Annotated in this window: 21 protein-coding genes; 17 read left to right on the plus strand and 4 right to left on the minus strand. The window is 72.0% G+C overall.

The annotated features are described in order from the left end of the window. The first annotated feature begins 226 nt into the window (after positions 1-226). Positions 227-1,735: a long-chain fatty acid--CoA ligase gene (locus tag ACFCY7_RS10345; protein WP_376483150.1), complete on the plus strand. Its 1,509-nt coding sequence runs from the start codon at positions 227-229 to the stop codon at positions 1,733-1,735. Between the two features lie 245 nt (positions 1,736-1,980). On the opposite strand, the gene ACFCY7_RS10350 is transcribed toward ACFCY7_RS10345, so the two are convergent. Further along, positions 1,981-2,865 carry a BTAD domain-containing putative transcriptional regulator gene (locus ACFCY7_RS10350; RefSeq protein ID WP_376483152.1) on the minus strand — a complete coding sequence of 295 codons (885 nt, stop codon included), beginning with the start codon at positions 2,863-2,865 and terminating at the stop codon, positions 1,981-1,983. A gap of 340 nt (positions 2,866-3,205) precedes the next feature. On the opposite strand from ACFCY7_RS10350, the gene ACFCY7_RS10355 reads away from it, so the two are divergent. The 15 genes from ACFCY7_RS10355 (at position 3,206) to ACFCY7_RS10425 (ending at position 22,121) form a co-directional block, all read left to right on the plus strand. Further along, on the plus strand, positions 3,206-5,410 hold the full coding sequence (locus ACFCY7_RS10355) for a TOMM precursor leader peptide-binding protein (protein ID WP_376483154.1): 2,205 nt from the start codon (positions 3,206-3,208) through the stop codon (positions 5,408-5,410). 223 nt (positions 5,411-5,633) lie between these two features. After that, entirely contained in the window at positions 5,634-7,607 is a 1,974-nt protein-coding gene (locus ACFCY7_RS10360; protein WP_376483156.1) for a histidine kinase, read from the plus strand. A gap of 71 nt (positions 7,608-7,678) precedes the next feature. Then, positions 7,679-8,287 (plus strand): DNA-binding response regulator, encoded by a 609-nt coding sequence (locus ACFCY7_RS10365; RefSeq protein WP_367828037.1) that lies wholly within the window; start codon positions 7,679-7,681, stop codon positions 8,285-8,287. A gap of 116 nt (positions 8,288-8,403) precedes the next feature. Then, positions 8,404-9,180, plus strand: a complete 777-nt coding sequence (locus ACFCY7_RS10370) for an alpha/beta fold hydrolase (RefSeq protein ID WP_376483159.1) — start codon at positions 8,404-8,406, stop codon at positions 9,178-9,180. A 99-nt stretch (positions 9,181-9,279) separates the two neighbouring features. After that, on the plus strand, positions 9,280-9,867 hold the full coding sequence (gene cysC, locus ACFCY7_RS10375) for an adenylyl-sulfate kinase (protein WP_376483160.1): 588 nt from the start codon (positions 9,280-9,282) through the stop codon (positions 9,865-9,867). Continuing rightward, positions 9,864-10,802, plus strand: a complete 939-nt coding sequence (cysD, locus tag ACFCY7_RS10380; protein ID WP_376483161.1) for a sulfate adenylyltransferase subunit CysD — start codon at positions 9,864-9,866, stop codon at positions 10,800-10,802. Before cysC ends, cysD begins: the two co-directional genes overlap by 4 nt. A 2-nt stretch (positions 10,803-10,804) precedes the next feature. Further along, the gene (locus tag ACFCY7_RS10385; RefSeq protein ID WP_376483163.1) at positions 10,805-12,130 is read left to right on the plus strand and encodes a sulfate adenylyltransferase subunit 1; all 1,326 of its coding nucleotides are present in this window, start codon (positions 10,805-10,807) and stop codon (positions 12,128-12,130) included. Next, the gene (locus ACFCY7_RS10390; protein ID WP_376483165.1) at positions 12,130-13,245 is read left to right on the plus strand and encodes an aliphatic sulfonate ABC transporter substrate-binding protein; all 1,116 of its coding nucleotides are present in this window, start codon (positions 12,130-12,132) and stop codon (positions 13,243-13,245) included. Before ACFCY7_RS10385 ends, ACFCY7_RS10390 begins: the two co-directional genes overlap by 1 nt. A gap of 39 nt (positions 13,246-13,284) precedes the next feature. After that, on the plus strand, positions 13,285-14,166 hold the full coding sequence (locus tag ACFCY7_RS10395; RefSeq protein ID WP_376483167.1) for an ABC transporter ATP-binding protein: 882 nt from the start codon (positions 13,285-13,287) through the stop codon (positions 14,164-14,166). Further along, positions 14,153-15,049: an ABC transporter permease gene (locus ACFCY7_RS10400; protein WP_376483169.1), complete on the plus strand. Its 897-nt coding sequence runs from the start codon at positions 14,153-14,155 to the stop codon at positions 15,047-15,049. Before ACFCY7_RS10395 ends, ACFCY7_RS10400 begins: the two co-directional genes overlap by 14 nt. 395 nt (positions 15,050-15,444) lie before the next feature. Beyond that, entirely contained in the window at positions 15,445-15,771 is a 327-nt protein-coding gene (locus ACFCY7_RS10405; protein WP_366310151.1) for a TcmI family type II polyketide cyclase, read from the plus strand. Beyond that, the gene (locus ACFCY7_RS10410; RefSeq protein ID WP_376483171.1) at positions 15,768-17,042 is read left to right on the plus strand and encodes a beta-ketoacyl-[acyl-carrier-protein] synthase family protein; all 1,275 of its coding nucleotides are present in this window, start codon (positions 15,768-15,770) and stop codon (positions 17,040-17,042) included. Before ACFCY7_RS10405 ends, ACFCY7_RS10410 begins: the two co-directional genes overlap by 4 nt. Then, positions 17,039-18,259 carry a ketosynthase chain-length factor gene (locus ACFCY7_RS10415; protein ID WP_376483173.1) on the plus strand — a complete coding sequence of 407 codons (1,221 nt, stop codon included), beginning with the start codon at positions 17,039-17,041 and terminating at the stop codon, positions 18,257-18,259. The genes ACFCY7_RS10410 and ACFCY7_RS10415 overlap by 4 nt, the downstream gene beginning before the upstream one ends. 48 nt (positions 18,260-18,307) lie before the next feature. Then, positions 18,308-20,092, plus strand: a complete 1,785-nt coding sequence (locus ACFCY7_RS10420) for an ABC transporter ATP-binding protein (protein WP_376483175.1) — start codon at positions 18,308-18,310, stop codon at positions 20,090-20,092. A gap of 91 nt (positions 20,093-20,183) precedes the next feature. Further along, a complete protein-coding gene (locus ACFCY7_RS10425) occupies positions 20,184-22,121 on the plus strand; it encodes a multicopper oxidase family protein (protein ID WP_376483177.1) in 1,938 nt (645 codons plus the stop codon). 71 nt (positions 22,122-22,192) lie between these two features. On the opposite strand, the gene ACFCY7_RS10430 is transcribed toward ACFCY7_RS10425, so the two are convergent. The 3 genes from ACFCY7_RS10430 to ACFCY7_RS10440 all read right to left on the minus strand — a co-directional run bounded on the left by ACFCY7_RS10430 (position 22,193) and on the right by ACFCY7_RS10440 (position 24,178). Next, complete coding sequence (locus ACFCY7_RS10430; protein WP_376483179.1) at positions 22,193-22,594, minus strand: GNAT family N-acetyltransferase; 402 nt, start codon at positions 22,592-22,594, stop codon at positions 22,193-22,195. Beyond that, positions 22,578-23,849: an adenylosuccinate lyase gene (purB, locus tag ACFCY7_RS10435; protein ID WP_376483181.1), complete on the minus strand. Its 1,272-nt coding sequence runs from the start codon at positions 23,847-23,849 to the stop codon at positions 22,578-22,580. Before purB ends, ACFCY7_RS10430 begins: the two co-directional genes overlap by 17 nt. Positions 23,850-23,914: 65 nt before the next feature. Beyond that, positions 23,915-24,178, minus strand: coding sequence for a hypothetical protein (locus tag ACFCY7_RS10440; protein ID WP_376483183.1), 264 nt, complete (start codon positions 24,176-24,178; stop codon positions 23,915-23,917). Between the two features lie 248 nt (positions 24,179-24,426). Here ACFCY7_RS10440 and ACFCY7_RS10445 point away from each other — a divergent pair, with 248 nt between their 5' ends. Then, on the plus strand, positions 24,427-25,608 hold the full coding sequence (locus ACFCY7_RS10445) for a glycosyltransferase (protein WP_376483185.1): 1,182 nt from the start codon (positions 24,427-24,429) through the stop codon (positions 25,606-25,608). The last annotated feature ends 58 nt before the right edge of the window (positions 25,609-25,666 follow it).

Raw genomic sequence — 25,666 nt, forward strand, 5'->3', positions numbered from 1 at the left:
TGCGCCCGAGGGCGGGCGTGCACCACCGCCCGATGCGCCCGAGGGCGGGCATGCGCCGGCGCCCGTCGCGCCTCACGGCAAGCACGCGCCGCCGCGGCTCTCGCCCGGCGGCGCGTCCCCCGTGCGGTGGCCCCCTGACCTGCGGTGGGGCGCCGTCGAGGGTGGAATGGGGGTGGCGGACAGCCTGCCCGGGAGCAATGCCCGAATCATCGGAAAGAGGTCGACGGTGACCAATCTGGCCCTGAATCTGGCTCGGACCGCGGCGGAGCGGCCGGAGAGTACGGCGATCCGGCTGGACGAGGTGACGCTCGACTACCGGACGCTGGACGAGCGGAGCGCTCGGGTGGCGGGGTGGTTGGCGGGGCAGGGGGTCGGGCCCGGTGACCGGGTGGCGGTGCTGCTGCCGAACATCCCGCACTTCGCCGTCGCCTACTACGGCGTGCTGCGGGCCGGGGCGGTGGTGGTGCCGATGAATCCGCTGCTGAAGGCCGGGGAGATCGGCTACGGCGCGGGCGACTGCGGGGCGAGGCTGATCCTGGCGTGGGGCGCCGCCATGGCCGAGGCGGGCGCCGCGGCGGCGGAGCTCGGCATCGGGTGCGTCGACGTGACGGCCCCCGGTTTCGCGGCCGGGCCGGCCGCGGCCGAGCCCCTCGGGGAGGTCGTGGAGCGGGACGACGACGACCTCGCGGTGCTGCTCTACACGTCGGGCACGACCGGTCGGCCCAAGGGGGCGCGGCTGACGCACGGCAATCTGGGCTCCAACACGGCGGCCGTGGCGCGGGTGCTCGGGATGTCGGCGTCGGACACGGTCTTCGGCGGGCTGCCGTTCTTCCACGTGTTCGGCCAGACCTGCGGTCTGAACGCGGCGGTGCTGACCGGCGCCCGGATCACGCTGCTGCCGCGCTTCGACGCGGCGAAGGCGCTGGAGATCCTCGCCCGGGACCGGGTCACGGTGATGGAGGGGGTGCCCACCATGTTCCTCGGGCTGCTCGCCGCCGCCGAGGCGGCCGGTTCCACCGGGCTGACGGGCGAGGAGGGGCTGCGGCTCTGCGTGACCGGCGGGTCGGCGATGCCGGTGGAGGTGCTGTACCGCTTCGAGTCCGCCTTCGGCTGTCCCGTCGTCGAGGGGTACGGCCTGTCGGAGACCGCCCCGGTGGTGACCTTCGGGTCGCTGGACGGCCCGCGCAAGCCGGGGTCGATCGGCACCCCGATCGAGGGGGTGCGGGTCCGGCTGGTCGACGACGAGGGCAAGGAGGTCGCGGAGGGCGGTGTCGGCGAGATCGCCGTGCAGGGCCCGAACGTCATGGCCGGTTACTGGAACCGTCCCGAGGCCGACGCGGCCGCCTTCACCGACGGCTGGTTCCGCACCGGGGACCTCGCGCGCCGCGACGAGGACGGCTTCTACTTCATCGTGGACCGCAAGAAGGACCTGGTGATCCGCGGCGGGTACAACGTCTACCCGCGCGAGATCGAGGAGGTCTTCTACGAGCACCCGGACGTCGCCGAGGCCGCCGTGGTGGGGGTGCCGCACGAGGTGCACGGCGAGGAGGTCGCGGCCGTCGTGTCCCTCAAGCCGGGCGCGGAGGTCACGGCGGACGAGCTGCGCGCGTTCGTGAAGGCCCGGGTGGCACCGTACAAGTACCCGCGGATCGTCCGGCTGGTGCCGGGGCTGCCCAAGGGGCCGACGGGCAAGATCCTGAAGCGGGAGATCACGGTCGAGCAATCGGCGGAGTAGCGGAGTCCGGACCAGCGGAGAGCCGAGTCCGCAGTAGCGGGACCGGAGCATCAGTAGCGGGGACCGGAGCATGGGACTCCGGAGCCGCGGAGCCCGGAGCAGTCGAGCCCGGAGCAGTCGAGCCCGGAGTTACGGAGTCGCGCGGCAGGCGGGCCGGGCCCGGGGCTCGGTCGCCCGCCTCCCCCACCAGGAGCCGTGTGCGGGGGTGACGGCTCCTGTGGGTGGGGAGGCTCCCGGGGCCCGGGTCAGGAGGCGCGGGCGAGGCGGTTGGCGGCGAACTCCTCGGGGGACCAGGAGACGGACCAGACGTCGAGGCTGGGGTCGCCGGAGAGGATGGCCGTCTGGAGGCCCTGGAGGCGGGGGCAGGGTTCGACGCCGAGCTCGTGGTTGAGCACGGACCGGAGGCGGTGGAAGGCCTCCAGGGAGCGTCCGACGCGGCCGGCGCGGTAGAGGGCGATCATCAGGTAGGCGCAGAGGTTCTCGTTCATGGGGTTGCGGGCGACGACGCGGGTCAGCTCGCCGAGGAGGTCGGCGTGACGGCCGAGCGCGAGGTCGGACTCGATGCGCCGTTCGAGGGCGCCGAGCCGGCTCTCCTCCAGGGACACCGCCTCGATCTCCAGGACGCTGCCCTTGCGGACGTCGACGAGGGCGGGGCCGCGCCACAACTGCAGTGCCTCGCGCAGCTCTTCCGAGGCGCGGCGGTGGTCGCCGGCCTCGGAGGCGTTGCGGCCGGCGCGGACGTGGCGCTCGAAGACCTCCACGTCGGTGGTGCAGGTGCCGTCCTCCAGGAGGTAGCCGCTGTGACAGGTGCCGAGTATCTGGCGCACGCCGGGGCGGTCGGAGTCGGCGGCGGCCAGGGCGTTGCGGAGCTGGAGCACGTACGTCTGCAGGGTGGTGGCGTGGCTGCGCGGGGGGCGGTCGCCCCACAGTTCCTCGATGAGCGCCGGCACGGTCACGACCCGGCCCGCGTTCAGGGCGAGGAGCGCGAGTACCTGCCGCTGTTTGGGGGCGCTCGCCGTCACGGGGGTCCGGTCGAGATGCAGGGACAGCGAGCCGAGCAGTCCGATGCTCAGCGGTCCGGGCTGCTGACCGGCGTTGACGGGGTCGAACCTTGTAGGACCTTCGGACATTGCGTTCCTCCAGGCATCGCACCTATCGATCTCGGTCTCCAGCATGCCGAGAGCGCCGCGAGTTGCCCACTGAGCTGCACATCTCTCCCATGTGAAGAATTCACATGGGGAACATGAATCGGCGCATGGCGGCCCTCGCCGGGGTCGCTGTTGACTTCGGGGCACCGCAGCGACGAACCGGCTGCGGCAGGCGGCAGAGAGAGGCGACGTCATGCAGACCACTCCCGGCTTCGACGACCTGATCATCGAGAACCTCGACGGCTCCCCCTCCGACGGGGAGAACCCGGCCCCGTGGTGTTACACCCTGCCCGTCGACGCGGCGCGATAGAGCGGCGCCACCGTGCAGGCTGACGGACGGATAGGTTTCCGGCGCCACTTCCGCGCCGAGATCGTCCCGGGCGAGGCGGTCTACCTCGTCTCCCCGCGGGGCACGACGGCGCTCTCCGGAGCGGCGATCCAGAAGATGGCCCCGCTGCTCGACGGCTCGTTGACCCTCCCCGAGCTGCGAGCGGCCGTGGACATCCCCACCGAGCAGCTGGACGGCATGCTCGGCCGGCTCGCCTCCGCGGGTCTCGTCGGTTTCCACGCCGATCGTCCGAAGGACGAGGCGGCCGGGGCCTACTGGGACCTCGCCGGTGTGGGCGATCCGGTGGAGGCCGAGGTGAGCGTCGTCGCGATCGGCGGCGCCGACGCGGCGGCGGCCGAGCGGGCCTGCCGCGCGGCGGGTCTGACGTGCGGCCCCGACGCGCCGTTCGCGCTGGTCGTCTGCGACGACTACCTCGACCCGGAGCTGGCCGTGTTCAACGCCGCCCGGATCGCGGACGGCCGGCCGTGGCTGCCGGCCAAGCCCTACGGGGCGCAGCTGTGCATCGGTCCGGTGTTCCGGCCGGGCGACGGGCCGTGCTGGTCGTGTCTGGCGGTACGGCTCCGCTCCCATCGGCGCGGCGAGTCGCAGGTGCGGCGCGCGCTGGGGCTCGACGGGCCGGTGCGGGTGCCGGAGGCGTCGCTGGCGGCGACGCGTGAGCTGGGGCTGCAGACGGCGGCGCTCCAGGCGGCGAAGTGGCTGGCGGGGATGCGCGACGACAGCCAGAGCGCGGTGTGGTCGCTGGACACGCTGACGCTGAGCGCCACCCACCATCCGGTGGACCGGAGGCCGCAGTGTGCGGACTGCGGTGATCCCGGGCTGGTCGCGGACCTGGCGCGGCGGCCGGTGCGGCCGGTGTCGCGGCCGAAGGGCGTCGCGGCGGGCAACGGGCACCGGGCGCTGTCGGCGGAGCAGATGTGGGACCGGTTCGGGCATCTGGCCGATCCGGTGACGGGGATCGTGGAGCGGGTCGTGCGTGATCCGCGGAGCCCGTCGTTCCTGCACTGCTACCAGGCGGGGCCGAACCTGGCGTTCGCCGGGGCGGATCTGCCGTCGTTCCGCGCGGGGTTGCGGATGCAGAGCGGTGGCAAGGGGCGCACCGATCTGGACGCGCGGGTGAGCGGGTTGTGCGAGGCGGTGGAGCGGTACAGCGCGTCGCGGTTCCGTGACGAGGCGACGGTGCTGGGGAGTTACCGGGCGCTGGCGCCGGACGCGGTGCATCCGGGGGCGTGCATGCTGTTCGACGAGCGGCAGTACCGGGAGCGGGAGCGGTGGAACGCGCCGGGCATTCCGTTCCAGTACGTGCCGGAGCGGTTCGACGAGGACGCCGAGATCGAGTGGACGCCCGTGTGGTCGCTCACCGAGGGCCGGCACCGGCTGCTGCCGACGAGCCAGTTGTACTTCGATGCCGACGGGGTCGGTTCGGTCGTCGCGGACTCCAACGGGAACGCGGCGGGCGGCACGCTGGAGGACGCGATCCTGCAGGGTTTCCTGGAGTTGGTGGAGCGGGACGCGGTCGCGCTGTGGTGGTACAACCGGACGCGGCACGCCGGGGTGGACCTGGCGTCGTTCGGCGACGCGTGGGTCTCCGCTCTGCCGGAACGATTCAGCGAGCTCGGCCGCGACCTGTGGGTGCTCGACCTCACCGCCGACCTGGGCATTCCGGTGATGGCCGCGGTGTCGCGCCGGGTCGACGGTCCCGCCGAGGAGATCATGCTCGGCTTCGGCGCGCACCTGGACCCGGCCGTCGCGCTGTGCCGTGCCGTCACCGAGCTGGGCCAGCTGCTGCCGGCCGTGACGGGCGGGTACGCGAAGGGGCTGCCGGAGCACCTGCTCGACTGGCTGCGCGGGGCGACGGTCGCCGACCAGCCCTACCTCCTGCCGGACGCGGAGCTTCCGGCACGGACGCCGGCGGACTACGCGCATGTGCCGCGGGCCGATCTGCGGGACGACCTGGAGCACCTCTGCTCGCTGGCCAAGGCCCAGGGCCTCGAGGTGTTCGTGCTCGACCAGACGAGGCCCGACCTCGGGCTGCCGGTGGTGAAGGTGGTCGTCCCGGGTCTGCGGCACTTCTGGGCGAGGTTCGCGCCCGGCCGCCTGTTCGACGTACCGGTGCGACTCGGAAGGCTGAACTCCCCTACGGCGTACGAGGATCTGAACCCCGTTCCGCTGTTCCTCTGACGTTCCTCCGAGGCGCGCGCCAAGAGGGCAAAAGGCCCGGAAAGGAGGCCGGGGCATCACCGCTGGTGGCGGTCGGGCCCCGTCGAAGAAGTCGGAAAAGTGCAAATTGCGCTCATGACAAGCCGTTACTTCCCAGGTATGATCACCGGCGGTATTCAGGGGGGTACTCGGGCGGTCGCCTGTGCTCTCGTCCACCGCTGGTCGGACCAGGAGGCGCGCGCTGATGCTCGACGCACCCCAGGGCGAGGACGACCCGCACGACGCGTGTGGGGTGCAGGCATCCCGCATGGCGCTCCAGGTGACGCTGGGGACGCTCGCCGGCCACACGGTCGTCACCGTGCTGGCCGTCCGCGACGAGAACCCGGGCCCCGCACGGCTCGCGTTACTCACCCTCAGCATGGCGGCCGTCCTCGCCCTGCAGTACGCACACTCCACCCGAAGACCGCGCGACTGGCCCGTCCGCACCCGGGCGCTGACGCTCTCCGCGCAGGCCGTGGCCACCTTCCTGCCGCTCGTCTGGCTCGGGATGCCGTGGGGCGCGATGGCCGGACTGCTCGCGGGCTCGATCCTCCTCGCCGTTCCCGGCCGGCTCCGCTGGCCGCTGTACGCCTCCGTCATCGCCGCCATCGTGGCCGCGGTGGTCGCCATCGCCGGCCCCGACAAGGCGGCCTACGGACTCGGCGCCACGCTGCTCGCCAGCCTCATCATCTACGGGGTCAGCTCCCTGTCCGACCTGGTCGCGGAACTCCGGGACACCCGGCGCGAGCTGGCCGGCATGGCCGTCATCCAGGAACGGCTGCGGGTCGCCCACGACCTGCACGACCTGCTCGGCTACAGCCTCTCGGCCATCGCGCTGAAGAGCGAACTCGGCTACCGGCTGCTCCCGACCGCGCCCGACCGGGCCAGGTCCGAGGTCGCCGAGGTGCTCGGCATCGCCGGCGAGGCCCTGGCCGACGTGCGGGTCGTCGCCACCGGCTACCGCGACATGTCCCTGGCCGACGAGGCCGAGTCCGCGCTGTCGGTGCTGGCCGCCGCGCAGATCGAGGCCGAGGCCGACCTCGCCTGCGGTCCGCTGCCGCGCGAGGTCGACACCGTCCTGGCCATCGTGCTCCGCGAGGCCGTCACCAACGCCCTGCGCCACAGCAAGGCGCAGCACTGCGCGATCAGCGCGACCCGCGAGGGCGGCACGATCTCCCTGGTGATCCGCAACGACGGCGTCGGGGAGGGCAGTTGCGACACGCTCCCCGAGGGCGGCAGCGGGCTCGGCAACCTGACCACCCGGCTGCGCGGCATCGGCGGCGACCTGAGCGGCGGCCCGGCCGAGGACGGCTGGTTCGAGGTCGTCGCCCGCACCCCGGTCGTCCCCCGGCCCGAAGAGCGCCGCGCGGAGCCCGAGCCCGAGGAGCAGCGCAAGGCGGCCAGGCCGTGGGCGCCGCGGATGGCGCGGGCCATGCTCCTGGCCGTCCTGGCCGGCTACACGCTGATCACCGTGATCAACGTGGCGGCCACCACCCCGTCCGGTCCCGCCTTCCTGGCCTTCCTCGGCTGCCTCGCGGTCGTCGCGACCGTGCAGCTGCTGCTCTCGCTGCGTCCCGCGCACACCTGGCCGGTGTACGCGCGGGCGATCGGCCTGGGCGTGCAGGCCGTGGGCACGTACGCCCCGCTGCTCTGGCTCGGCGGGCCGTGGGGTTCGATGGCCGGGTTCCTTGCCGGATCGTTCCTCTTCACCGTGGGCGGGAGGCTCCGATGGGTGCTCTACGCGGCCTCGGTGGCCGTGATCGTGCCGGTGGGGGCGGCCGCCGGGGACTCGCTCTACGAGATGGTCTACGAGACCGACTCGTCGCTGATGGCGGGCCTGGCCGTGTACGCGTTCACCGCGCTCTACCGGCTGGTCAGCGAACTCCAGGAGGCCAGGGGCGCGCTGGCGCGGATGGCGGTCGCCCGCGAGCGCCTCATCGTGGAGCGCGAGCTGCACCAGGTGCTCGGGTCGAGCCTCTCCGAGGTCACGATGAAGTGCGCGCTCATCCACCGGATGCTGCCCCGGGCCACGGGGCCCGCGCAGGATGAGCTGACCACCGTCCTCGAGATCTCGCGCCAGGCGCTCGCGGACGTGCGACTCGTGGCGCGCGGGTACCGCGGCCAGGCGACGGAGCGCGAATCGCCGTACGCCGTCGCGCATTCGGGACCCACGCACTGACGGTTCGCGGGTAGGTTAAGGCGCATTACATACCTTCAAGGAAGGTAAAAGGGGGATAAGTGGAGAATCGGGTGATCAGAATTCTCCTTGCCGAGGACATGCACATGGTGCGAGGAGCGCTGGTCGCGCTGCTCGAACTGGAGCCCGACCTGGAGGTCGTCGGCGTGGTGGACCGGGGCGATCTCATCGTCCCCACCGCACTGGAGTGCCGGCCGGACGTGGCCGTCATGGACGTCGACCTGCCGAACATGGACGGGCTCACGGCCGCGGAGACGCTGCACGATCTGCTTCCGGACTGCCGGACGCTCATCATGACCGGGCTCGGACGCCCGGGTCTGCTGCGCCGGGCGATGGCAGCGCGCGTCTCGGGGTTCCTGCTCAAGGACTCCCCGGCCGAAGGGCTCGCGCAGGCGGTCCGGGAGGTGTTCGCGGGACGCAGGGTGATCAACCCGCAGATCGCCATGAGCGCCTGGGACATCGGCGAGAACCCCCTGTCCGAGCGCGAGACCGAGGTCCTGGGCATGGCCGCCCAGGGTGACGAGCCCAGCGAGATCGCCGCCAAGCTGCATCTGTCGATCGGCACGGTACGCAACTACCTGACGACGACCGTGATGAAGCTGAACGCGCGCAACCGACTCGACGCCGTCCGCATCGCCACCGAGGCCGGTTGGCTCGCCTGACGGCGGAGGCGGGCCGCCACCCGCGACCGGTCCTCGACCGGTGATCCAGCGACGCGCTCGAAGATGCCGACATACGGCGAGGTGAGAGCACCTCCGGTCGGCATGAGGAGTGCGAGATGCGCAAGGTCGTTTCCCGGGACGGCACGACGATCGCCTACGAGAAGGCGGGCGAAGGCCCGCCCATCGTGCTTCTCAACGGGTCGTTCCGCGACCACACGATCTTCGACGCCCTGGTGCCCGAACTGACGCCCCACTGCACCACGTACGTCTACGACCGCCGGGGGCGCGGCCTGAGCGGCGACGCGCCCGAGTACGCCGTCGAGCGCGAGATAGAGGACCTGGAGGCGGTCATCCAGGCGGCCGGCGGCGAGGCCGTGGTGTTCGCCGGGTCGTCCGGCGCGAACCTCGCGATCGAGGCGGCGCTCGCCGGTGCCCCGATCACCAAACTCGCCCTGCACGAGCCCTTCTTCCGGGTCGACGGCTTCCCGAAGCCCGTGTGGAACTTCGCGAAGACGCTCCGGGTCCTCCTCACCGAGGACCGCCGCGACGAGGCGGTCGAGCACTTCCTCGGCGGCTTCCTCGGCTTCACTCCCGACACCATCGCGGAGTGGCGCAAGGGCCCGATCTGGGCGATGAACGAGGCGAACGCCCACACCCTCGCGTACGACACGCTGATCTGCGGCGACTACACCGTCCCGGTGGACCGGCTCGCGACCTACGAGACCGAGACCCTCGTCCTCAACAGCGACAGCACCAGCGCCTGGCTGCGTGCGGCGGCGCAGGCGACGACGGCGGCGCTGCCCAACGGCCGGGGCCTCGAACTGCCCGGCTCCTGGCACCGGATCGACATGGACGTGCTGGGCCGGACCCTGGCCGAGTTCGCCACCGCCTAGGGGATGTCGTGCCAGGCGTCGCGAGCCGGGCCCGATCGGCACGACACGCCCTGGGTCCTGTCCGGAAAGCAGCACCTCACCTTCGGGGAGAACATCGCCGTGACCACAGCTCACGTCCAGGAGGCCGGCGGGGACACCGCGGCCGCGGCCCGGGCCCGCGGTGCCACCGTGTGGCTGACCGGGCTGCCCAGCTCGGGCAAGACCACCCTCGCCCTCGCCCTCGCCGGCCGCCTGCGTGCCGAGGGGCACGAGGTCGAGGTGCTCGACGGTGACGAGATCCGCGCGTTCCTGTCCAAGGGGCTCGGCTTCACGCGGGAGGACCGGTACGCCAACGTCACCCGGATCGGCTTCGTGGCCGAGCTGCTCGCCGCGCACGGCGTGAAGGTGCTGGTGCCGGTCATCGCGCCGTACGCCGACTCCCGTGCCGCCGTCCGCGCGCGGCACGCCGCCCGGGGCACCGAGCTCGTCGAGGTCCACGTCGCCACCCCCGTCGAGCTCTGCTCGGCGCGGGACGTGAAGGGGCTCTACGCCAAGCAGGCCGCGGGAGAGATCTCCGGCCTCACCGGCGTGGACGACCCGTACGAGGCACCGGAGAACCCGGAGCTGCGCATCCGGACGCAGGGCCGCTCGGTGGCCGAGTCCGCCGCCGAGCTGCACACCTTCCTGACCGAGAGGGGCCTGGCATGACGACCGCGACCCGGCGTCCGACCGAGGCGTCGGAGAACCCGTTCGCACTGTCGCACCTGGACGCCCTGGAGGCGGAGTCGGTGCACATCCTGCGCGAGGTGGCGGGCGAGTTCGAGCGGCCGGTGATCCTCTTCTCCGGCGGCAAGGACTCCATCGTCATGCTGCACCTGGCGCTGAAGGCCTTCGCGCCGGCGCCGGTGCCCTTCGCGCTGCTGCACGTCGACACCGGGCACAACTTCCCCGAGGTCCTCGCCTACCGCGACCGGGTCGTCGAACGGCACGGGCTGCGCCTGCACGTCGCCTCCGTCCAGGAGTTCATCGACGCGGGCCGGCTGCGCGAACGCCCCGACGGGACCCGCAACCCGCTGCAGACCGTCCCGCTGCTCGACGCCATCGAGTCCCACCGCTTCGACGCGGTGTTCGGCGGCGGCCGCCGCGACGAGGAGAAGGCCCGCGCCAAGGAGCGGGTGTTCTCGCTGCGCGACGAGTTCGGCGCCTGGGACCCGCGCCGCCAGCGCCCCGAGCTGTGGTCGCTCTACAACGGCCGCCACGCACCCGGCGAGCACGTGCGCGTCTTCCCGCTGTCCAACTGGACCGAGCTGGACGTCTGGCAGTACGTCGAGCGCGAGGGCATCGAGCTGCCGGCGATCTACTACGCGCACGAGCGGGAGGTCTTCGCCCGCGACGGGATGTGGCTGACCGCGGGCGAGTGGGGCGGGCCCCGGGAGACCGAGCGGGTCGAGAAGCGGCTGATCCGCTACCGCACGGTCGGCGACATGTCCTGCACCGGCGCCGTCGACTCCGACGCCGCCACCAACGCGGACATCATCGCCGAGATCGCCGCCAGCCGCCTCACCGAGCGCGGCGCCACCCGGGCCGACGACAAGCTCTCCGAGGCCGCCATGGAAGACCGCAAGCGCGAGGGGTACTTCTAGCCGTGACCACGTCCGTGACCACCACTCAGGAGGCCCCCGCCGCCTCGCTGCTGCGCTTCGCCACCGCCGGGTCCGTCGACGACGGCAAGTCCACCCTGGTGGGCCGGCTCCTGCACGACTCCAAGTCGGTCCTCGCCGACCAGTTGGAGGCCGTCGAGCACGCCTCCCGCAAGCGCGGCCAGGAGGCGCCCGACCTGGCGCTGCTCACCGACGGCCTGCGGGCCGAGCGCGAGCAGGGCATCACCATCGACGTGGCCTACCGCTACTTCGCGACCGCCCGCCGCCGGTTCATCCTCGCCGACACCCCCGGGCACGTGCAGTACACCCGGAACATGGTCACCGGCGCCTCCACCGCCGAACTGGCCGTGGTCCTCGTCGACGCCCGCAACGGCGTCGTCGAGCAGACCCGCCGGCACGCCGCCGTCGCCGCCCTGCTGCGCGTCCCGCACGTCGTCCTCGCCGTCAACAAGATGGACCTCGTCGACTACGCCGAGCCCGTCTTCGCCGCCATCGCCGAGGAGTTCACGAGGTACGCGGCCTCCCTCGGCGTCCGGGACGTGGTGGCGATCCCGCTCTCGGCGCTCGCCGGCGACAACGTCGTGGAGCCGTCCGCGCACATGGACTGGTACGGCGGCCGGACCCTCCTGGAGCACCTGGAGACCGTCCCGGTCGGCAGCGACCCGAGCCAGGAGCCCGCGCGCTTCCCCGTCCAGTACGTGATCCGCCCGCAGACCGCCGAACACCCCGACTACCGGGGCTACGCGGGCCAGCTGGCCTCCGGAGTGCTGCGGGTCGGCGACCCGGTCACCGTCCTGCCGTCCGGGCGCACCACCACCGTCGCGGGCCTCGACGCCCTCGGCAAGGAGGCGGACACCGCCTGGGCGCCCCAGTCGGTCACCGTCAGGCTCGCCGACGACATCGACATATCCCGCGGCGACCTGATAGCCGCCGGCGGCCGGGCCCCGGTGCCCACCAAGGACATCGAGGCGAGCGTCTGCCACCTGGACGAGCGCCCGCTGCGGGTCGGCGCCAAGGTGCTGGTCAAGCACACCACCCGTACCGTGCGGGCGCTCGTCAAGGACATCTCGTACCGCATCGACATCGGCACCCTCGAACAGCGCTCCGGCGCCGAGGGGCTGAACGGCAACGACATCGGCCACGTGGTGCTGCGCACCGCCGAGCCGCTGGCGCTCGACAGCTACACCGACAACCGGCGCACCGGATCGTTCCTGCTGATCGACCCGGCCGACGGCACCACGCTCACCGCCGGCATGGCGGGCGAGGCCTTCGGGACCGCGGGCACGGCCGGCGACCGGGACCGGTTCTGATGCGAGGGGGCGTGAGGCGGGCGGCCGCCCGGGCCGCCGTCGCGGTCCTGGCCGTCGCCGGACTGCTGTCGTCCTGCGGATACGGGTCCCGGGCCGGCGGCCCCGACCCGGCGGTGGAGCCCGTGGCGGGCACCGCGGGCCCGCGGCTCTCCGCCGACACCGTACGGATCGGCTACTTCGCGAACCTGACCCACGGCACCGCCCTGGTGGGCCTGCACAAGGGCCTGTTCCAGAAGGAGCTGGGCGCGACCCGGATCCGCACCCAGGTCTTCAACGCCGGCCCGTCGGCGATCGAGGCGCTCAACGCCGGCGCGGTCGACCTCGCCTGGCTCGGCCCCTCCCCCGCGATCAACGGCTACACCCGCTCCGGCGGCACGTCCCTCCGGATCGTGGCCGGTTCGGCCTCCGGCGGCGTGAAGCTCGTCGTGAACCCGGCGCGGATCGCCTCCCTCGACGACCTGCGGGGCAAGCGGATCGCCACTCCCCAACTGGGCAACACCCAGGACGTCGCCCTCCTCCACTACCTGGCGGGCCGGGGCCTCCGGGTGGACGCGGCCTCCGGCGCGGGGGACGTCTCCGTCGTCCGCACGGACAACAAGGTCACCCCGAACGCGTACTCCTCCGGCGCCGTCGACGGCGCGTGGGTGCCCGAGCCGACCGCCTCCCGGCTGGTCGCGCTCGGCGCGAAGGTGCTGCTCGACGAGCGGTCGCTGTGGCCGGGCGGCAGGTTCGTCATCACCCACCTCGTCGTCTCGCAGCGGTTCCTGGCCGCGCACCCGGACGTCGTCGAGGCGGTGCTGCGCGGCTCGGTGGCCACCCACGCGTACATCAGGGACCGGCCGGAGCGGGCGAAGGCCGACGCCAACGCCCGGATCCGGCAGGACACCGGCAAGGCGCTCCCGCCCGAAGTCCTCGACCCGGCCTGGCGGAGCATCGAGTTCCTCGACGACCCGCTGGCCGGAACCCTGCGGGACGAGGCCGGCCACGCGGTCACCGCGGGCCTGCTGGAGCGGCCCGACCTCGCCGGGATCTACGACCTGACCCCGCTGAACAAGGCGCTGAGGGCGGCGGGGCGGCCCGCCGTGCCGGACGCCGGACTCGGCACGCCCAGGTAGCACCCCCGTACCCCGACCATCCCGCAGGAGGTGTCCGGCATGACCACGGCACTGACCACCCCGCAGAACGCTCCGGAGGACGCCCCGAAGGGCTCCCCGGCGGGCGTCCCGGAGACCGCCCCCGTGACGGATCCCGCGACGGATCCCGGGACCGGCGCCGGGGCCGCGGGCGGGCGGCCCGCCGTCCGTCTCGCGCACGTCTCCAAGGCCTTCGGCCGCCCCGGCGCGGCCGCCCCCGTGCTCGACGACATCAGTCTGGACGTGGCCCCGGGCGAGTTCGTCACCCTGGTCGGCGCCTCGGGCTGCGGCAAGTCCACGCTGCTCAACCTGGTCGCCGGGCTCGACGAGCCGAGCTCCGGGAGCATCGAGGTGCCCGGCGCCCGCCCGGCACTGATGTTCCAGGACCACGCGCTGTTCCCGTGGCTGACCGCGGGCGGGAACATCGAACTGGCCCTGCGGCTGGCCGGCGTCCCGCGCGCGGAGCGGCGGCCCGAGGCCGAGCGGCTCCTGGAGCTCGTCCGCCTGGGCGGCGCGCACGGCAAGCGGGTGCACGAGCTGTCCGGCGGGATGCGGCAGCGGGTGGCCCTGGCGCGTTCGCTCGCCCAGGGCGGCGGGGTGCTGCTGATGGACGAGCCGTTCGCCGCGCTCGACGCCATCACCCGGGACGTGCTGCACGACGAGCTCACCCGGATCTGGCGGGAGCGCGGGCTCACCGTCCTGTTCGTCACGCACAACGTCCGCGAGGCCGTCCGGCTCGCGCAGCGCGTCGTCCTGCTCTCGTCCCGGCCCGGCCGGATCGCGCGGGAGTGGCGGATCGACCTGCCGCGGTCGCTGCGCGCCGAGTCCGCCCGGGCCGCGGAGCTGACGACCGACATCACCGAGCACCTGCGTGGGGAGATCCGCCGCCATGTCCCGCAGTGACACCCTCCTCACCCCGCCCCCGGTGGACGACTCCGCCGGGGTCGGCGCCGGTCTCGACGCCCTGGAGGCCGTGCGGGCGCCGCGCGTCCCGCCCGGCCGGGTGCTGCGGGAGAAGGTGCTGCCGCCGGTGCTCGGGGCCGTGCTGGTGCTCGGCGCCTGGCAGCTCGCGTACAGCCTGCGGCTGACCACGCCCGACAAGCTGCCGAGCCCGGCGGCCGTCTGGGGCGCGCTCACCGACCTCTGGTACCAGGGCACGCTGTTCTCGATCATCTGGACCAGCGTGTGGCGCGGACTGTCGGGTTTCCTGGCGGCCGTCGCGATCGGCACGCCGATCGGTCTGCTGGTCGCCCGGGTGAGGCCGGTGCGGGCCGCCTTCGGGCCGGTGCTCTCGGGGCTCCAGTCGCTGCCGTCGGTGGCCTGGGTGCCGGCCGCGGTGATCTGGCTGGGCATCGACGACTCCGCCATGTACGCGGTGATCCTGCTCGGCGCGGTGCCGTCGATCGCGAACGGGCTGATCGCCGGCGTCGACCAGGTGCCGCCGCTGTTCCTGCGGGCCGGCCGGACGCTCGGCGCGACCGGGCTGCGCGGTGCCCGGCACGTCCTGCTGCCGGCCGCCCTGCCCGGCTATCTGGCGGGGCTCAAGCAGGGCTGGGCGTTCTCCTGGCGTTCGCTGATGGCCGCCGAGCTGATCGCGTCCTCGCCCGACCTGGGGCTGGGCCTGGGCCGGTACCTGGAGAACCAGCGGGAGTTCTCCGACATGGCCGGCGTGCTGCTCGGCATCCTCCTGATCTTCGTCGTCGGCGTCGCCGTGGACCTGCTGGTCTTCGCTCCCGTCGAGCGGCGGGTGCTGCGCGCCCGGGGGCTGCTGGTCGCCGCCGAGTAATTCCTGCGTTCCGATCGAAAAGGGGCGGTTCCTTCGGGGAACCGCCCCTTTCACGTTGCCTCTTCAACCTCTCCAGCGGAATTCGATACACCTCCGACCCCTCCTTGAGGGACATCGCACAAGGTGGCGGTGGGTGGTTCCCGGCGAATGGAGATTGACATGGGCGCGAGGCTCAGATCCGCCATGCGATCCCTATCGAAGAACTTCGGTGAGGGCCTGATGTGGATGGGTTTTGCGTGGAGCGGAATGTATCCCCCCTACGACGGGAGGGACTTCGGAATCCCGCTTGCCGACCAGCCCTGCCTGCCACCGCTGTCGGAAGAGGAGCTCGCCGCATGGGCGGCACTGGTCAAGCATCTGCGATAGGCGCAGCAAATCATCGAGGAGGCGGTCGAATGCACAGCAATCTGATAGTGGCCAGGATGGATTCTCGTTCGAGTGCTGACGTGGCGCGGCTTTTCGCGGCTTTCGACGAGACCGACATGCCGCACCGCATGGGGACTCGGCGACGTCAGCTTTTCATGTACAACGGTCTTTACTTCCATCTTCAGGACTTCGACGACGACAACGGCGGCGAGCTCATCGAACAGGCGAAGAGCGATCCGCGCTTCGTCGGGATCAGCCAGGACCTGAAGCCGTTCATCGAGGCGTACGACCCGGCGACCTGGCGTTCGCCGGCGGACGCCATGGCGAAGCGCTTCTACACCTGGGAGTCGGCGTGACCGGCCGCCGCGTGGTCATCACCGGCGTCGGCGTGACGGCTCCGGGCGGCATCGGGACCAAGAACTTCTGGAGCCTGCTCAGCGAGGGCCGCACGGCGACGCGGGGGATCACCTTCTTCGACCCGACGCCGTTCCGTTCCCGGATCGCGGCCGAGATCGACTTCGACCCGTACGAGCACGGGCTCACCCCGCAGGAGATCCGGCGCACCGACAGGGCCGCGCAGTTCGCGCTGGTCACCGCCCGCGAGGCGATGGCCGACAGCGGTCTCGAACTGGGCACGGTCGAGCCGCACCGGGTGGCCGTGGCGGTCGGCAGCGCCGTGGGCGCCACCATGGGCCTCGACGAGGAGTACCGGGTCGTCAGCGACGGCGGCCGGCTCTCGCTCGTCGACCACGAGTACGCGGTCCCCCACCTCTACAACTACTTCGTCCCGAGCTCCTTCGCCGCCGAGGTCGCCTGGGCGGTCGGCGCCGAGGGCCCCTCGACGGTGGTCTCCACCGGCTGTACCTCGGGCATCGACTCGGTCGGCTACGCGGCCGAGCTGATCCGCGACGGCTCGGCGGACGTGGTCGTCACCGGTGCCACGGACGCGCCGATCTCGCCGATCTCCGTCGCGTGCTTCGACGCGATCAAGGCGACCACGCCGCGCAACGACGACCCGGAGCACGCCTCCCGGCCCTTCGACCTCACCCGCAACGGCTTCGTCCTCGGCGAGGGCGCCGCGATGTTCGTCCTGGAGGAGCTGGAGTCCGCGCGCCGGCGCGGGGCCCACATCTACGCCGAGATCGCCGGCTACGCCAGCCGCTGCAACGCCTTCCACATGACCGGGCTGCGTCCCGACGGCCGGGAGATGTCCGAGGCGATCCGCTCGGCGCTCGACGAGGCGAAGCTCGCCCCGGAGGCCGTCGACTACATCAACGCGCACGGCTCGGGAACCAAGCAGAACGACCGCCACGAGACGAGCGCCTTCAAGCGCAGCCTCGGCGAGCACGCCTACCGAACCCCCGTGAGCTCGATCAAGTCGATGGTCGGGCACTCGCTCGGCGCGATCGGCTCGATCGAGATCGCCGCCTCCGTCCTGGCCATGGAGAACCACGTGGTGCCACCGACCGCCAACCTGCACAAGCCCGACCCCGACTGCGACCTCGACTACGTGCCGCTGACCGCGCGCGACTGGCGCACCGACGCGGTACTGACCGTCGGCAGCGGCTTCGGCGGTTTCCAGAGCGCGATGATCCTCGCCCGACCGGACAGGAACACGACGGCATGAGCACCCAGGTCGTGGTGACCGGCATCGGCATCGTCTCCCCCAACGGCTTCGGCACGGAGGAGTACTGGGACGCCACCCGCGCGTCCAGGAGCGGCATCCGCCGCATCACGCGCTTCGATCCGGAGCGCTACCCGTCCAAGCTCGCCGGCGAGGTGGACGGGTTCGAGGTCAAGGAGCACCTGCCGAGCAGGCTCATCCCGCAGACCGACCGGATGACGCAGCTCGCCCTCGTCGGCGCCGAGCACGCCCTGGGCGACGCCGGGGTGAGCACGGAGGAGGCGGACGAGTACGGCATGGGCGTGATGACCGCCAGCACCTCCGGCGGCTTCGAGTTCGGCCAGGACCAGCTGCAGAACCTGTGGAGCCAGGGCAGCCAGTACGTCAGCGCGTACCAGTCCTTCGCCTGGTTCTACGCGGTGAACACCGGCCAGATCTCGATCCGGCACGGGCTGCGCGGTCCGAGCGGCGTGGTCGTCAGCGACCAGGCGGGCGGGCTGGACGCCCTGGCGCACGCGCGCCGGCTGGTCCGCAAGGGCAGCGACCTGATCCTGTCCGGCGGTGTCGACGCCGCCATCTGCCCGTGGGGGTGGGTGGCCCAGCTGACCACCGGGGACATGAGCACGGACGAGCGGCCCGACCGGGCGTACCTGCCCTTCGACGCCGAGGCGTCCGGTTACGTGCCCGGCGAGGGCGGCGCCCTGCTGATCCTGGAGGACGCCGAGGCGGCGCGCCGGCGCGGCGCGACCCGGGTCTACGGGGAGATCTGCGGCTACGGGTCCACGTTCGACCCGGCGCCGGACAGCGGGCGGGAGCCGACGCTGCGGAAGGCGATCGAGGTCGCGCTCGCCGACGCGGGCCTGTCCGCGGGCGACGTCGACGTCGTCTTCGCCGACGCGGCCGGCACCCCGGAGCTCGACCGGATCGAGGCGACGGCGATCACCGAGGTCTTCGGGCCGCGGGCGGTCCCCGTGACGGCGCCCAAGACCATGACGGGCCGGCTCGGTTCGGGGGCGGCGCCGCTGGACGTGGCCACCGCCTTCCTGGCCATGCGGGACGGGGTGATCCCGCCGACGGCGAACGTCACCCTCTCCCCCGACTACGACCTCGACCTGGTCACCGAGGAGCGGGTCGCCCCCGTGACCACGGCGCTCGTGCTCGCACGGGGCCGCGGCGGCTTCAACTCCGCCGTCGTCGTGCGTTCCGTCGACTGGAACTGACCTCAAGAGCCGAAAGAGCCGCGCAAGCCGAAAGAGAAGGAGACCAGGGTGAGCACCACCGGGTCGGCCACCGCTCATCTCCCCGCCCAGAAACGCCGCATCCTCCGGCTGTTCCGCCCGTATCGGCGGAGCCTGCTGTTCGTCGCGTCGCTGGTCGTGGGATCGTCCCTGGTCTCCCTCGTCAACCCGTTCCTGATCCGCGAGATCATGGACGTGGCACTGCCGCAGGGCCGGACCGGGCTGCTGTCCGTACTCGCCCTCGGCATGATCGTGGTGTCGATCGCGACGAGTACGTTCAACGTCTGGCAGACCCATGTGTCCGCCAAGATCGGCCAGCTCGTCATGCACGACCTGCGCACGGCCGTGTACGCGCACCTCCAGCGCATGTCGCTGGCGTTCTTCACCCGGACCCGGACGGGCGAGGTGCAGTCGCGCATCGCGCACGACATCGGCGGGATGCAGGTCACCGTGACGACCACGGCCACGGCGCTGGTGTCGGACGTGACCATCGTCGTCGCCACGACCACGGCGATGGCGCTGCTCGACTGGCGGCTCACGATCGCGTCGCTGCTGATCCTGCCGGCGTTCGTGTGGGTGAGCCGGCACGTCGGCGACGAGCGGCGGACCATCACCCGCGACCGGCAGCGGCAGTTCGCCGACCTCTCCTCGATCGTGCAGGAGTCGCTGTCGGTCAGCGGAATCATGCTCGGTCACACCATGGGGCGTTCGCGGTCGCTGACGGACAACTTCGCCCGGCAGTCCCGCAAGCTCACCGAGATCGAGGTGCGGGCGAGCACGGCGGGCCTCTGGTTCCAGTCGACGATCTGGATCGTCATGGCGTCCATGCCCGCGATCATCTACTGGGTGGCGGGGCTGACCGGGAGCGGCGGCCACATGGCCATCACGATCGGTGCGCTGGTCGCGTTCACCACGCTCCAGCAGGCGCTGTTCCGGCCGGCGCAGCGGCTGCTGACCATCGGGATCGACCTCCAGAGCTCCCTGGAGCTGTTCGGCCGGATCTTCGAGTACCTCGACCTGCCGGTCGACGTCGCCGAGCCGGAGCGTCCCGTCGAGCCGAAGGGGCTGCGGGGCGAGGTGCGCATGCGGGGCATCGGCTTCTCGTACGCGTCGGCGGAGCGGCCGACGCTCGCCGGGGTGGACGTGACGGTGCCCGCCGGGCACAGTCTCGCGATCGTCGGGGAGACGGGTTCGGGCAAGACGACGCTCAGCTACCTCATCCCGCGGCTGTACGACCCGACGGCGGGCACGGTCACGATCGACGGCATCGACGTGCGCGACCTGTCGTTCGCGACGCTCGCCGCCACGGTCGGGGTGGTCTCCCAGGAGACGTACCTGTTCCATGCGACGGTGGCCGACAACCTTCGGTTCGCGAAGCCGGAGGCGACCGACGAGGAGTTGGTCGCGGCGGCCCGGATCGCGCAGATCCACGACTACCTGATGTCGCTGCCGGACGGGTACGACACGGTGGTCGGCGAGCGCGGGTACCGCTTCTCCGGCGGGGAGAAGCAGCGCCTCGCCATCGCCCGCGCCATCCTGCGCGACCCGCCGATCCTGGTGCTCGACGAGGCCACCAGCGCCCTGGACACCCAGACGGAGCAGGCGGTTCAGGGGGCCATCGACGCGGCGAGCGCCGGCCGTACGACGATCACGGTGGCCCACCGGCTCTCGACGATCCGCGACGCGGACGAGATCGTCGTCCTCGACCGGGGCCGGGTCGCGGAGCGCGGCACCCACGACGAACTCCTCGCCCTCGGCGGCCACTACGCGACGCTGGTCAACCGGGACACCGAGATGGCGGTGGCGCTGCGGTAGCGGATGTCCTAAACACAAGCGGAACAGGTTTGGCCGGAAAGCTGCAGCCGAACTCGAGTACGACGTGAGCGGACGTTCCTAGCTTCCCCGCATGGAACCGACACATCCCGAAGGAAACGACCTTCCCGGACCGAACCGGCGTACCGTGCTCCGCTACGGCTCCGCCGCCGGCCTGGCCGCCATGGTCGCCGCGGTCCCCGGCTTCACCAGGCCGGGGGCCGCGGCCGTAGCCGCCCCCGGCGGGCCCGAGGCGTCGGCGGCCGGTCTGATGCTGACGAAGTTCAAGGACCCGCTGCGGATACCGCCGGTGCTCCGTCCCCGCGGGCGCGGCGACCACGACGAGCTGACCGTGCGCATGCGCACCGCCGACGTCACCGTGCACTCCGAGCTCCCGCCGGTGCCGATGTGGACCTACGAGGGCTCCTACCCGGGCCCCACGATCGAGACGGTCAGCGGCCGGCCGCTGCGGGTCGCCTGGGAGAACCACCTGACCGGCGACATACCCGTGAGCGCCGTCGACTTCGGCCAGGCCAAGGGACCGATGACCGACCCGCTCTCCAACTACCCCGGCGCGGAGAACTGCCAGGAGGTCGCCGGGGTGGCGTCGATGCCGCCGTGGGGCGCCGCGCACCTGCACGGCATGCTGACCGGCGGCGGCAACGACGGCTGGATGGAGAACCTGATCGGCCCCGGCGACGTCCAGCTGTCGGCGTATCCGAACGCCCAGGCCGCGACGACGCTCTGGTACCACGACCACACCCACCACCTCAGCCGCTTCAGCGTGTACGCCGGACTCGCGGGCGTGTTCGTCTCGCGCAACGCCGAGGAGCGGGCGATCGGCCTGCCCAGGGGCGCGCACGACGTGCCGCTGGTCCTCGCCGACCGCAACTTCGCGACGGACGCCTCGGGCGCGCTCACCGGCCGGCTGCTCCACAAGGTGGAGATGGTCGGCGCGCAGCGGCTGATGCGCCCGCACGCCGCCCCGTACACCCTGGTCAACGGCGTGGTCTGGCCCTACCTGGAGGTCGATCCGCGCTGGTACCGGTTCCGGATCGTCAACACCGCGAACTCCCGGATCTACCGGCTGATGCTCCTCGCGGACGGCCTGCCGGTGCCGGGCGCGCTCCAGGTCATCGGGACCGACCACGGCCTGATCGACCGGCCCGTGGCGGTCGACGGGGCGCTCAACCTCTCCCCCGGCGAACGCGCCGACGTGCTGGTCGACTTCAGCGCGTTCCGCGGGCGGGCGGTGAAGCTGGTCAACACCCTCCAGGGCGTCGCGCCCGGCGCCCCGGACCGGCGCAACGACCTCCTGGAGCCCGACGTCATGCAGTTCCGCGTCGCCGACCGGAAGCCCGCCGGGAAGTTCACGCTGCCCGAGGTCCTCTCGCCCACCTTCAAGCGGCTCACCCACGACGACCTGCCGCACGACCACGGGCACCGGTGGATCGTGACGGTCGGCCCCGGCACGGGGAACATGCCGGAGCTCTGGGAGATGGAGGAGATCGACCCGGCGGGCCTGGCCTTCCCGGCCGCCGGCGTCGTCCAGGTCCGCGACGCCGAGGGCACCGTCACCACGCTGCGCCGGACGTCGATGGCGTACGACGACGGCAACACGATCACCACGGCGCACGGCGGCACCGAGATCTGGAAGTACCTCAACCTCACGGCCGCGCCCCACCCCATGCACATCCACCTGGCCCACTTCCAGGTGATGTCCCGGGAGAGCTACGACATCACCGGCTTCGACCGGATCGCCCGCGGCTCGGCCCGGCCGATCGCCTTCAAGGCGACGTCGGCGCTGGAACCGCACGAGCTCGGGGAGAAGGACGTCATCCGGGTCGGCACGGCGGGCCAGATCGTGCCCGGCCCGAACGGCACCCCGGGCGAACTGGTCACCGTGGCCGTCCGCTTCCCGGTCGTCGGCCGGGGCGTGCACCACTGCCACATGCTGGAGCACGAGCAGCACATGATGCGCCCCCTCGTGGTGACCCCGGCCGCGCACCTGCACGGCGGCGGCCACCACTGACGGGTCCTCGGGGCGGACGTGCCGGTGCCCGCGCCGGGGGACGGACGCGGGCACCGACGGACGGGGGCGGCTCAGGGGTTCAGGACCCAGGCCGACTGGTGGGCGGTGAAGCCGATGTGCGGGTAGTACTCGGTCGCCGCGGGCGCCGACAGCAGGACGATCTTGGCCTGCGGTGCCTCCTTGCGGGTCGCGTCGATGAGTTCGCGGCCGATGCCCGAGCGCTGGTGGTCGCGGACGACGGCGATGTCGGACAGGTAGGTCACGTAGGAGAAGTCCGAGATGCTGCGGGCGATGCCCACGAGTTCGCCGTCGACGCGGCAGGTGACGACCAGGTTCGCGTTGCGCACCATGGCGGCCATGCGCTCGGTCTCCTCGACCGGCCGGCGCTCGCCGAGGCCCGAATCGCGGTAGACCCTCAGAACGTCCCCGAGGTCTAGGTCGGGGCCGTTCTCCCGCTCAATGCTCCAGCTCACGAAGGTTCTCCAACCGCTTGTAGATGACGTCGTGGTGTACCAGGTAGCGCTCGGGCCCGACGGGATCGGCGTCGATCCCCTCGGTCCTGAGCAGGGTGAAGAAGTCCTCGCCGTTCGCGGCGTCCTGGATCATGCGGTAGGTCTTCTCCCGCTCGCTGCCGCCCTCCAGGAGGTCGGCGAGGACGGCGGAGCTGTACGCGAGACCGTTGGTCTGGTCGATCGCGGACCGCATCCGGTCCGGGAACACCTGGAGGTTCCGGACGAGGTCGGCGGCCGCGGTCACCTGGTAGTGCGCGATGGTGAACGCGTCGGGCAGGACGACCCGTTCGACGGACGAGTGGGAGAGGTCCCGCTCGTGCCAGAGCGCCACGTTCTCCAGCATCGTCCCGGCGTAGCCGCGCAGCAGCCGGGCGAGGCCGGAGAGCCGCTCGCTGGTCGTCGGGTTCCGCTTGTGCGGCATGGCGCTCGACCCCTGGTAGGCGGCCGTACGCGGCTCCTCCACCTCGCGGACCTCGCTGCGGGACAGCAGCCGGACCTCGACGGCGATCTGCTCGACGCAGGCGCCGAGGGTCGCGATCGCCTGGACGAGCTGGGCGTGCCGGTCGCGGGCCACGACCTGGCTGGGCGCCGGCTCCACGCCGAGGCCGAGCGCGGCGCACACGTGCTGCTCGACGAAGGGGTCGATCAGCGCGTACGTCCCGACGGAGCCGGAGATCGTGCCCACCGCGACCTGCTCCCGCGCGTCCACGAGCCGCCGGATCGACCGGTCGACCGCGAAGGCGAAGCCGGCGATCTTGTGGCCGAAGGTGGTGGGTTCGGCGTGCATGCCGTGGGTGCGCCCGATGCACGCCGTGTCCCAGTGCTCGACCGCCTTGTCGACCAGCACCCCGCGCAGCCGCTCCGCGGCGCCGATCAGGAGGTCGCAGGCCCGGGCCAGGGTGTGCCCGAGCGCCGTGTCCACCAGGTCGTAGCTCGTCATCCCGAGGTGCACCCAGCGGGCGGAGTCGTCCGGCAGGTCCTCGCAGAACGCGGACAGGAAGGAGAGGATCTCGTGGTCCCTCTCCCGTTCCAGCTCCGCGACGCGCGCCGCCGCCGGCACCCGGGCCCGCCGGATGTCCTCCAGGGCGGCCTCGGGAACCCGCCCGAGCAGCGCCTGGGCCTCCGAGGCCAGCACCTCGACCTCGGCCCAGGTGGTGTAGCGGGCCTGGTCGGACCAGAGCTCCGCCATCTCGGGCAATGCATAACGAGCGATCACGACCGTCGTACCTCCTCAGGAATGGCCGCGGGCCCGCCGGAAGCGACGGCGCGGCGCACCGGATTTCAGGCGACCTTGCGGACGATCTCCACGACGCCGGAGTTCACGAGGGTCTTGATGTCGTCGTCGCCGCCGGCGAGCGCCAGGTCCATGTCGTGCAGGCGCTCGACGATGCCGTGGACGACCTTCTCGGTGTGGGTCTCCTCGGTGCCCTCCCAGATCAGGTCCGGGAAAACGGTCAGATACACCTTGTCGTTGCCCTGCGTGTAGATGTTGACTTCCATGACGTCCCGGAGAGCCATTCGGGCGTTGTAGATCAGCGTGTTCATGGGGCCACCGACTTTCTGTATCCGCTTTTTAAGAGGCTTTCTCGCCTGCACGTCCTGACCATATGGTGGTCAGGACCCGGTGCGGCGGCAACAGGGTCGAGTGTTCACCGTGTTCAACTGCGCGAAATCCGCAATCGAACGCCCTCGCCTTTGAGAAAGGCTGTTTGACAGGAAAAGCGCGCGCTGTGGAACATCGGTGCTGTTCACAAATACGTCAGGCCGCGTCTACGAAAAGCATCCGGAGTGCCATGAAAATCCTGTTCATCACCACGGGCAGCCAGGCCACCTTCTACGCCGCCGCACCGCTGGCGACGGCCGCACGGAACGCGGGTCACCAGGTCATGCTGGCCGCCCACGAACCGTGGGTGGATACCGCGGAGGCCATCGGAATCCCCACGTTCTGCTACACGGTCGACCCGATCCGGCACTTCATGCGGATCACGAACCCCGGCAAGGGCCTGCGGTTCCCCCGCGAGCTCGGTGACGAGGAGATGTTCGGCCAGGGCCGCGGCTTCGCCCGCATGGGTCTGGCCGGCGTCGAGTCCCTCCTCGAACTGTCGAAGGACTGGACCCCCGACGTCATCGTCGGCAGCTCGCAGAGCTACGCGGCGATGCTGCTCGCCGCGCACCTCAAGGTCCCGTACGTCCGCCAGGTCGAGTACCTGGGCATCCCGCTCACCGGCATCGACCCGGGTGCGGAGGCGGAGCTCCGGCCCGAGCTGGAGCGCCTGGGCGTGGACGGGCTGCTCAAGCCCGACCTGCTCCTCGACTCCACCCCGCCGTCGCTGCGGCCGTCCCACGACCCCACGGCCCAGCCGATCCGCTGGATCCCCAGCAACCCGCAGCGCCGCCTGGAGCGCTGGATGTACACGAAGCCGGAAGGCCGTCGTCGTGTGCTCGTCACCTCGGGCTTCCGCAGCCTGATGTTCCGCGACCCGGGCTGGTCCATGCCGCTGCTGGTCAGCGAGCTGAACAAGCTGGGGGCCGAGGTCCTCATCGCCGCCTCCCCCGGTGCCGCCGAGCGCTTCGGCGGGCAGCTGGGCGACGCCCGCGTCGGCTGGATCCCGATGGACGTCGCCGCGGCCACCTGCGACCTGGCGGTCCACCACGGTGGCGCGACCACGGCCACGACCCTGATGGCCAACGGCGTGCCGCAGCTGATCATCCCGGAGAACCCCCCGGAGTTCCCCCCGAACTACCACCGGGAGTCGATCGCCAAGGCGATCACCGGGTTCGGCGCCGGCAAGACCCTGTGGCCGGTGCAGGAGCAGCCCGACCAGGCGCCCGGCGCGACGATCGCGGCCGCCTGCAAGGAGCTCCTGGAGAACCCGAGCTACACCGAGCGGACGCAGTTCCTCGCCAAGGAGATCTCGACGCTGCCGACGCCCGCCGAGATCGTGCCCAAGCTGGAGGCCCTCGTCTCCCGCTAGGCGCGCCGCCCGGCAGACGCACGCCCGTCGCCCCGGGACCGCGGAGAGAGCCCCTCTC

The organism is Streptomyces sp. NPDC056361, from assembly GCF_042262805.1.
In the GTDB taxonomy this organism is placed as follows: domain Bacteria; phylum Actinomycetota; class Actinomycetes; order Streptomycetales; family Streptomycetaceae; genus Streptomyces.

What these genes read in the sequence shown, in the direction of transcription:
- ACFCY7_RS10400 (WP_376483169.1), top strand. Translation starts at nt 14,153, where the DNA reads ATGTCCCGCAGTGACACCCTCCTCACCCCGCCCCCGGTGGACGACTCC.
- ACFCY7_RS10390 (WP_376483165.1), top strand. Translation starts at nt 12,130, where the DNA reads ATGCGAGGGGGCGTGAGGCGGGCGGCCGCCCGGGCCGCCGTCGCGGTC.
- ACFCY7_RS10425 (WP_376483177.1), top strand. Translation starts at nt 20,184, where the DNA reads ATGGAACCGACACATCCCGAAGGAAACGACCTTCCCGGACCGAACCGG.
- ACFCY7_RS10360 (WP_376483156.1), top strand. Translation starts at nt 5,634, where the DNA reads ATGCTCGACGCACCCCAGGGCGAGGACGACCCGCACGACGCGTGTGGG.
- ACFCY7_RS10395 (WP_376483167.1), top strand. Translation starts at nt 13,285, where the DNA reads ATGACCACGGCACTGACCACCCCGCAGAACGCTCCGGAGGACGCCCCG.
- ACFCY7_RS10440 (WP_376483183.1), bottom strand. Translation starts at nt 24,178, where the DNA reads ATGAACACGCTGATCTACAACGCCCGAATGGCTCTCCGGGACGTCATG.
- ACFCY7_RS10405 (WP_366310151.1), top strand. Translation starts at nt 15,445, where the DNA reads ATGCACAGCAATCTGATAGTGGCCAGGATGGATTCTCGTTCGAGTGCT.
- ACFCY7_RS10415 (WP_376483173.1), top strand. Translation starts at nt 17,039, where the DNA reads ATGAGCACCCAGGTCGTGGTGACCGGCATCGGCATCGTCTCCCCCAAC.
- cysD (WP_376483161.1), top strand. Translation starts at nt 9,864, where the DNA reads ATGACGACCGCGACCCGGCGTCCGACCGAGGCGTCGGAGAACCCGTTC.
- ACFCY7_RS10350 (WP_376483152.1), bottom strand. Translation starts at nt 2,865, where the DNA reads ATGTCCGAAGGTCCTACAAGGTTCGACCCCGTCAACGCCGGTCAGCAG.
- ACFCY7_RS10370 (WP_376483159.1), top strand. Translation starts at nt 8,404, where the DNA reads ATGCGCAAGGTCGTTTCCCGGGACGGCACGACGATCGCCTACGAGAAG.
- ACFCY7_RS10445 (WP_376483185.1), top strand. Translation starts at nt 24,427, where the DNA reads ATGAAAATCCTGTTCATCACCACGGGCAGCCAGGCCACCTTCTACGCC.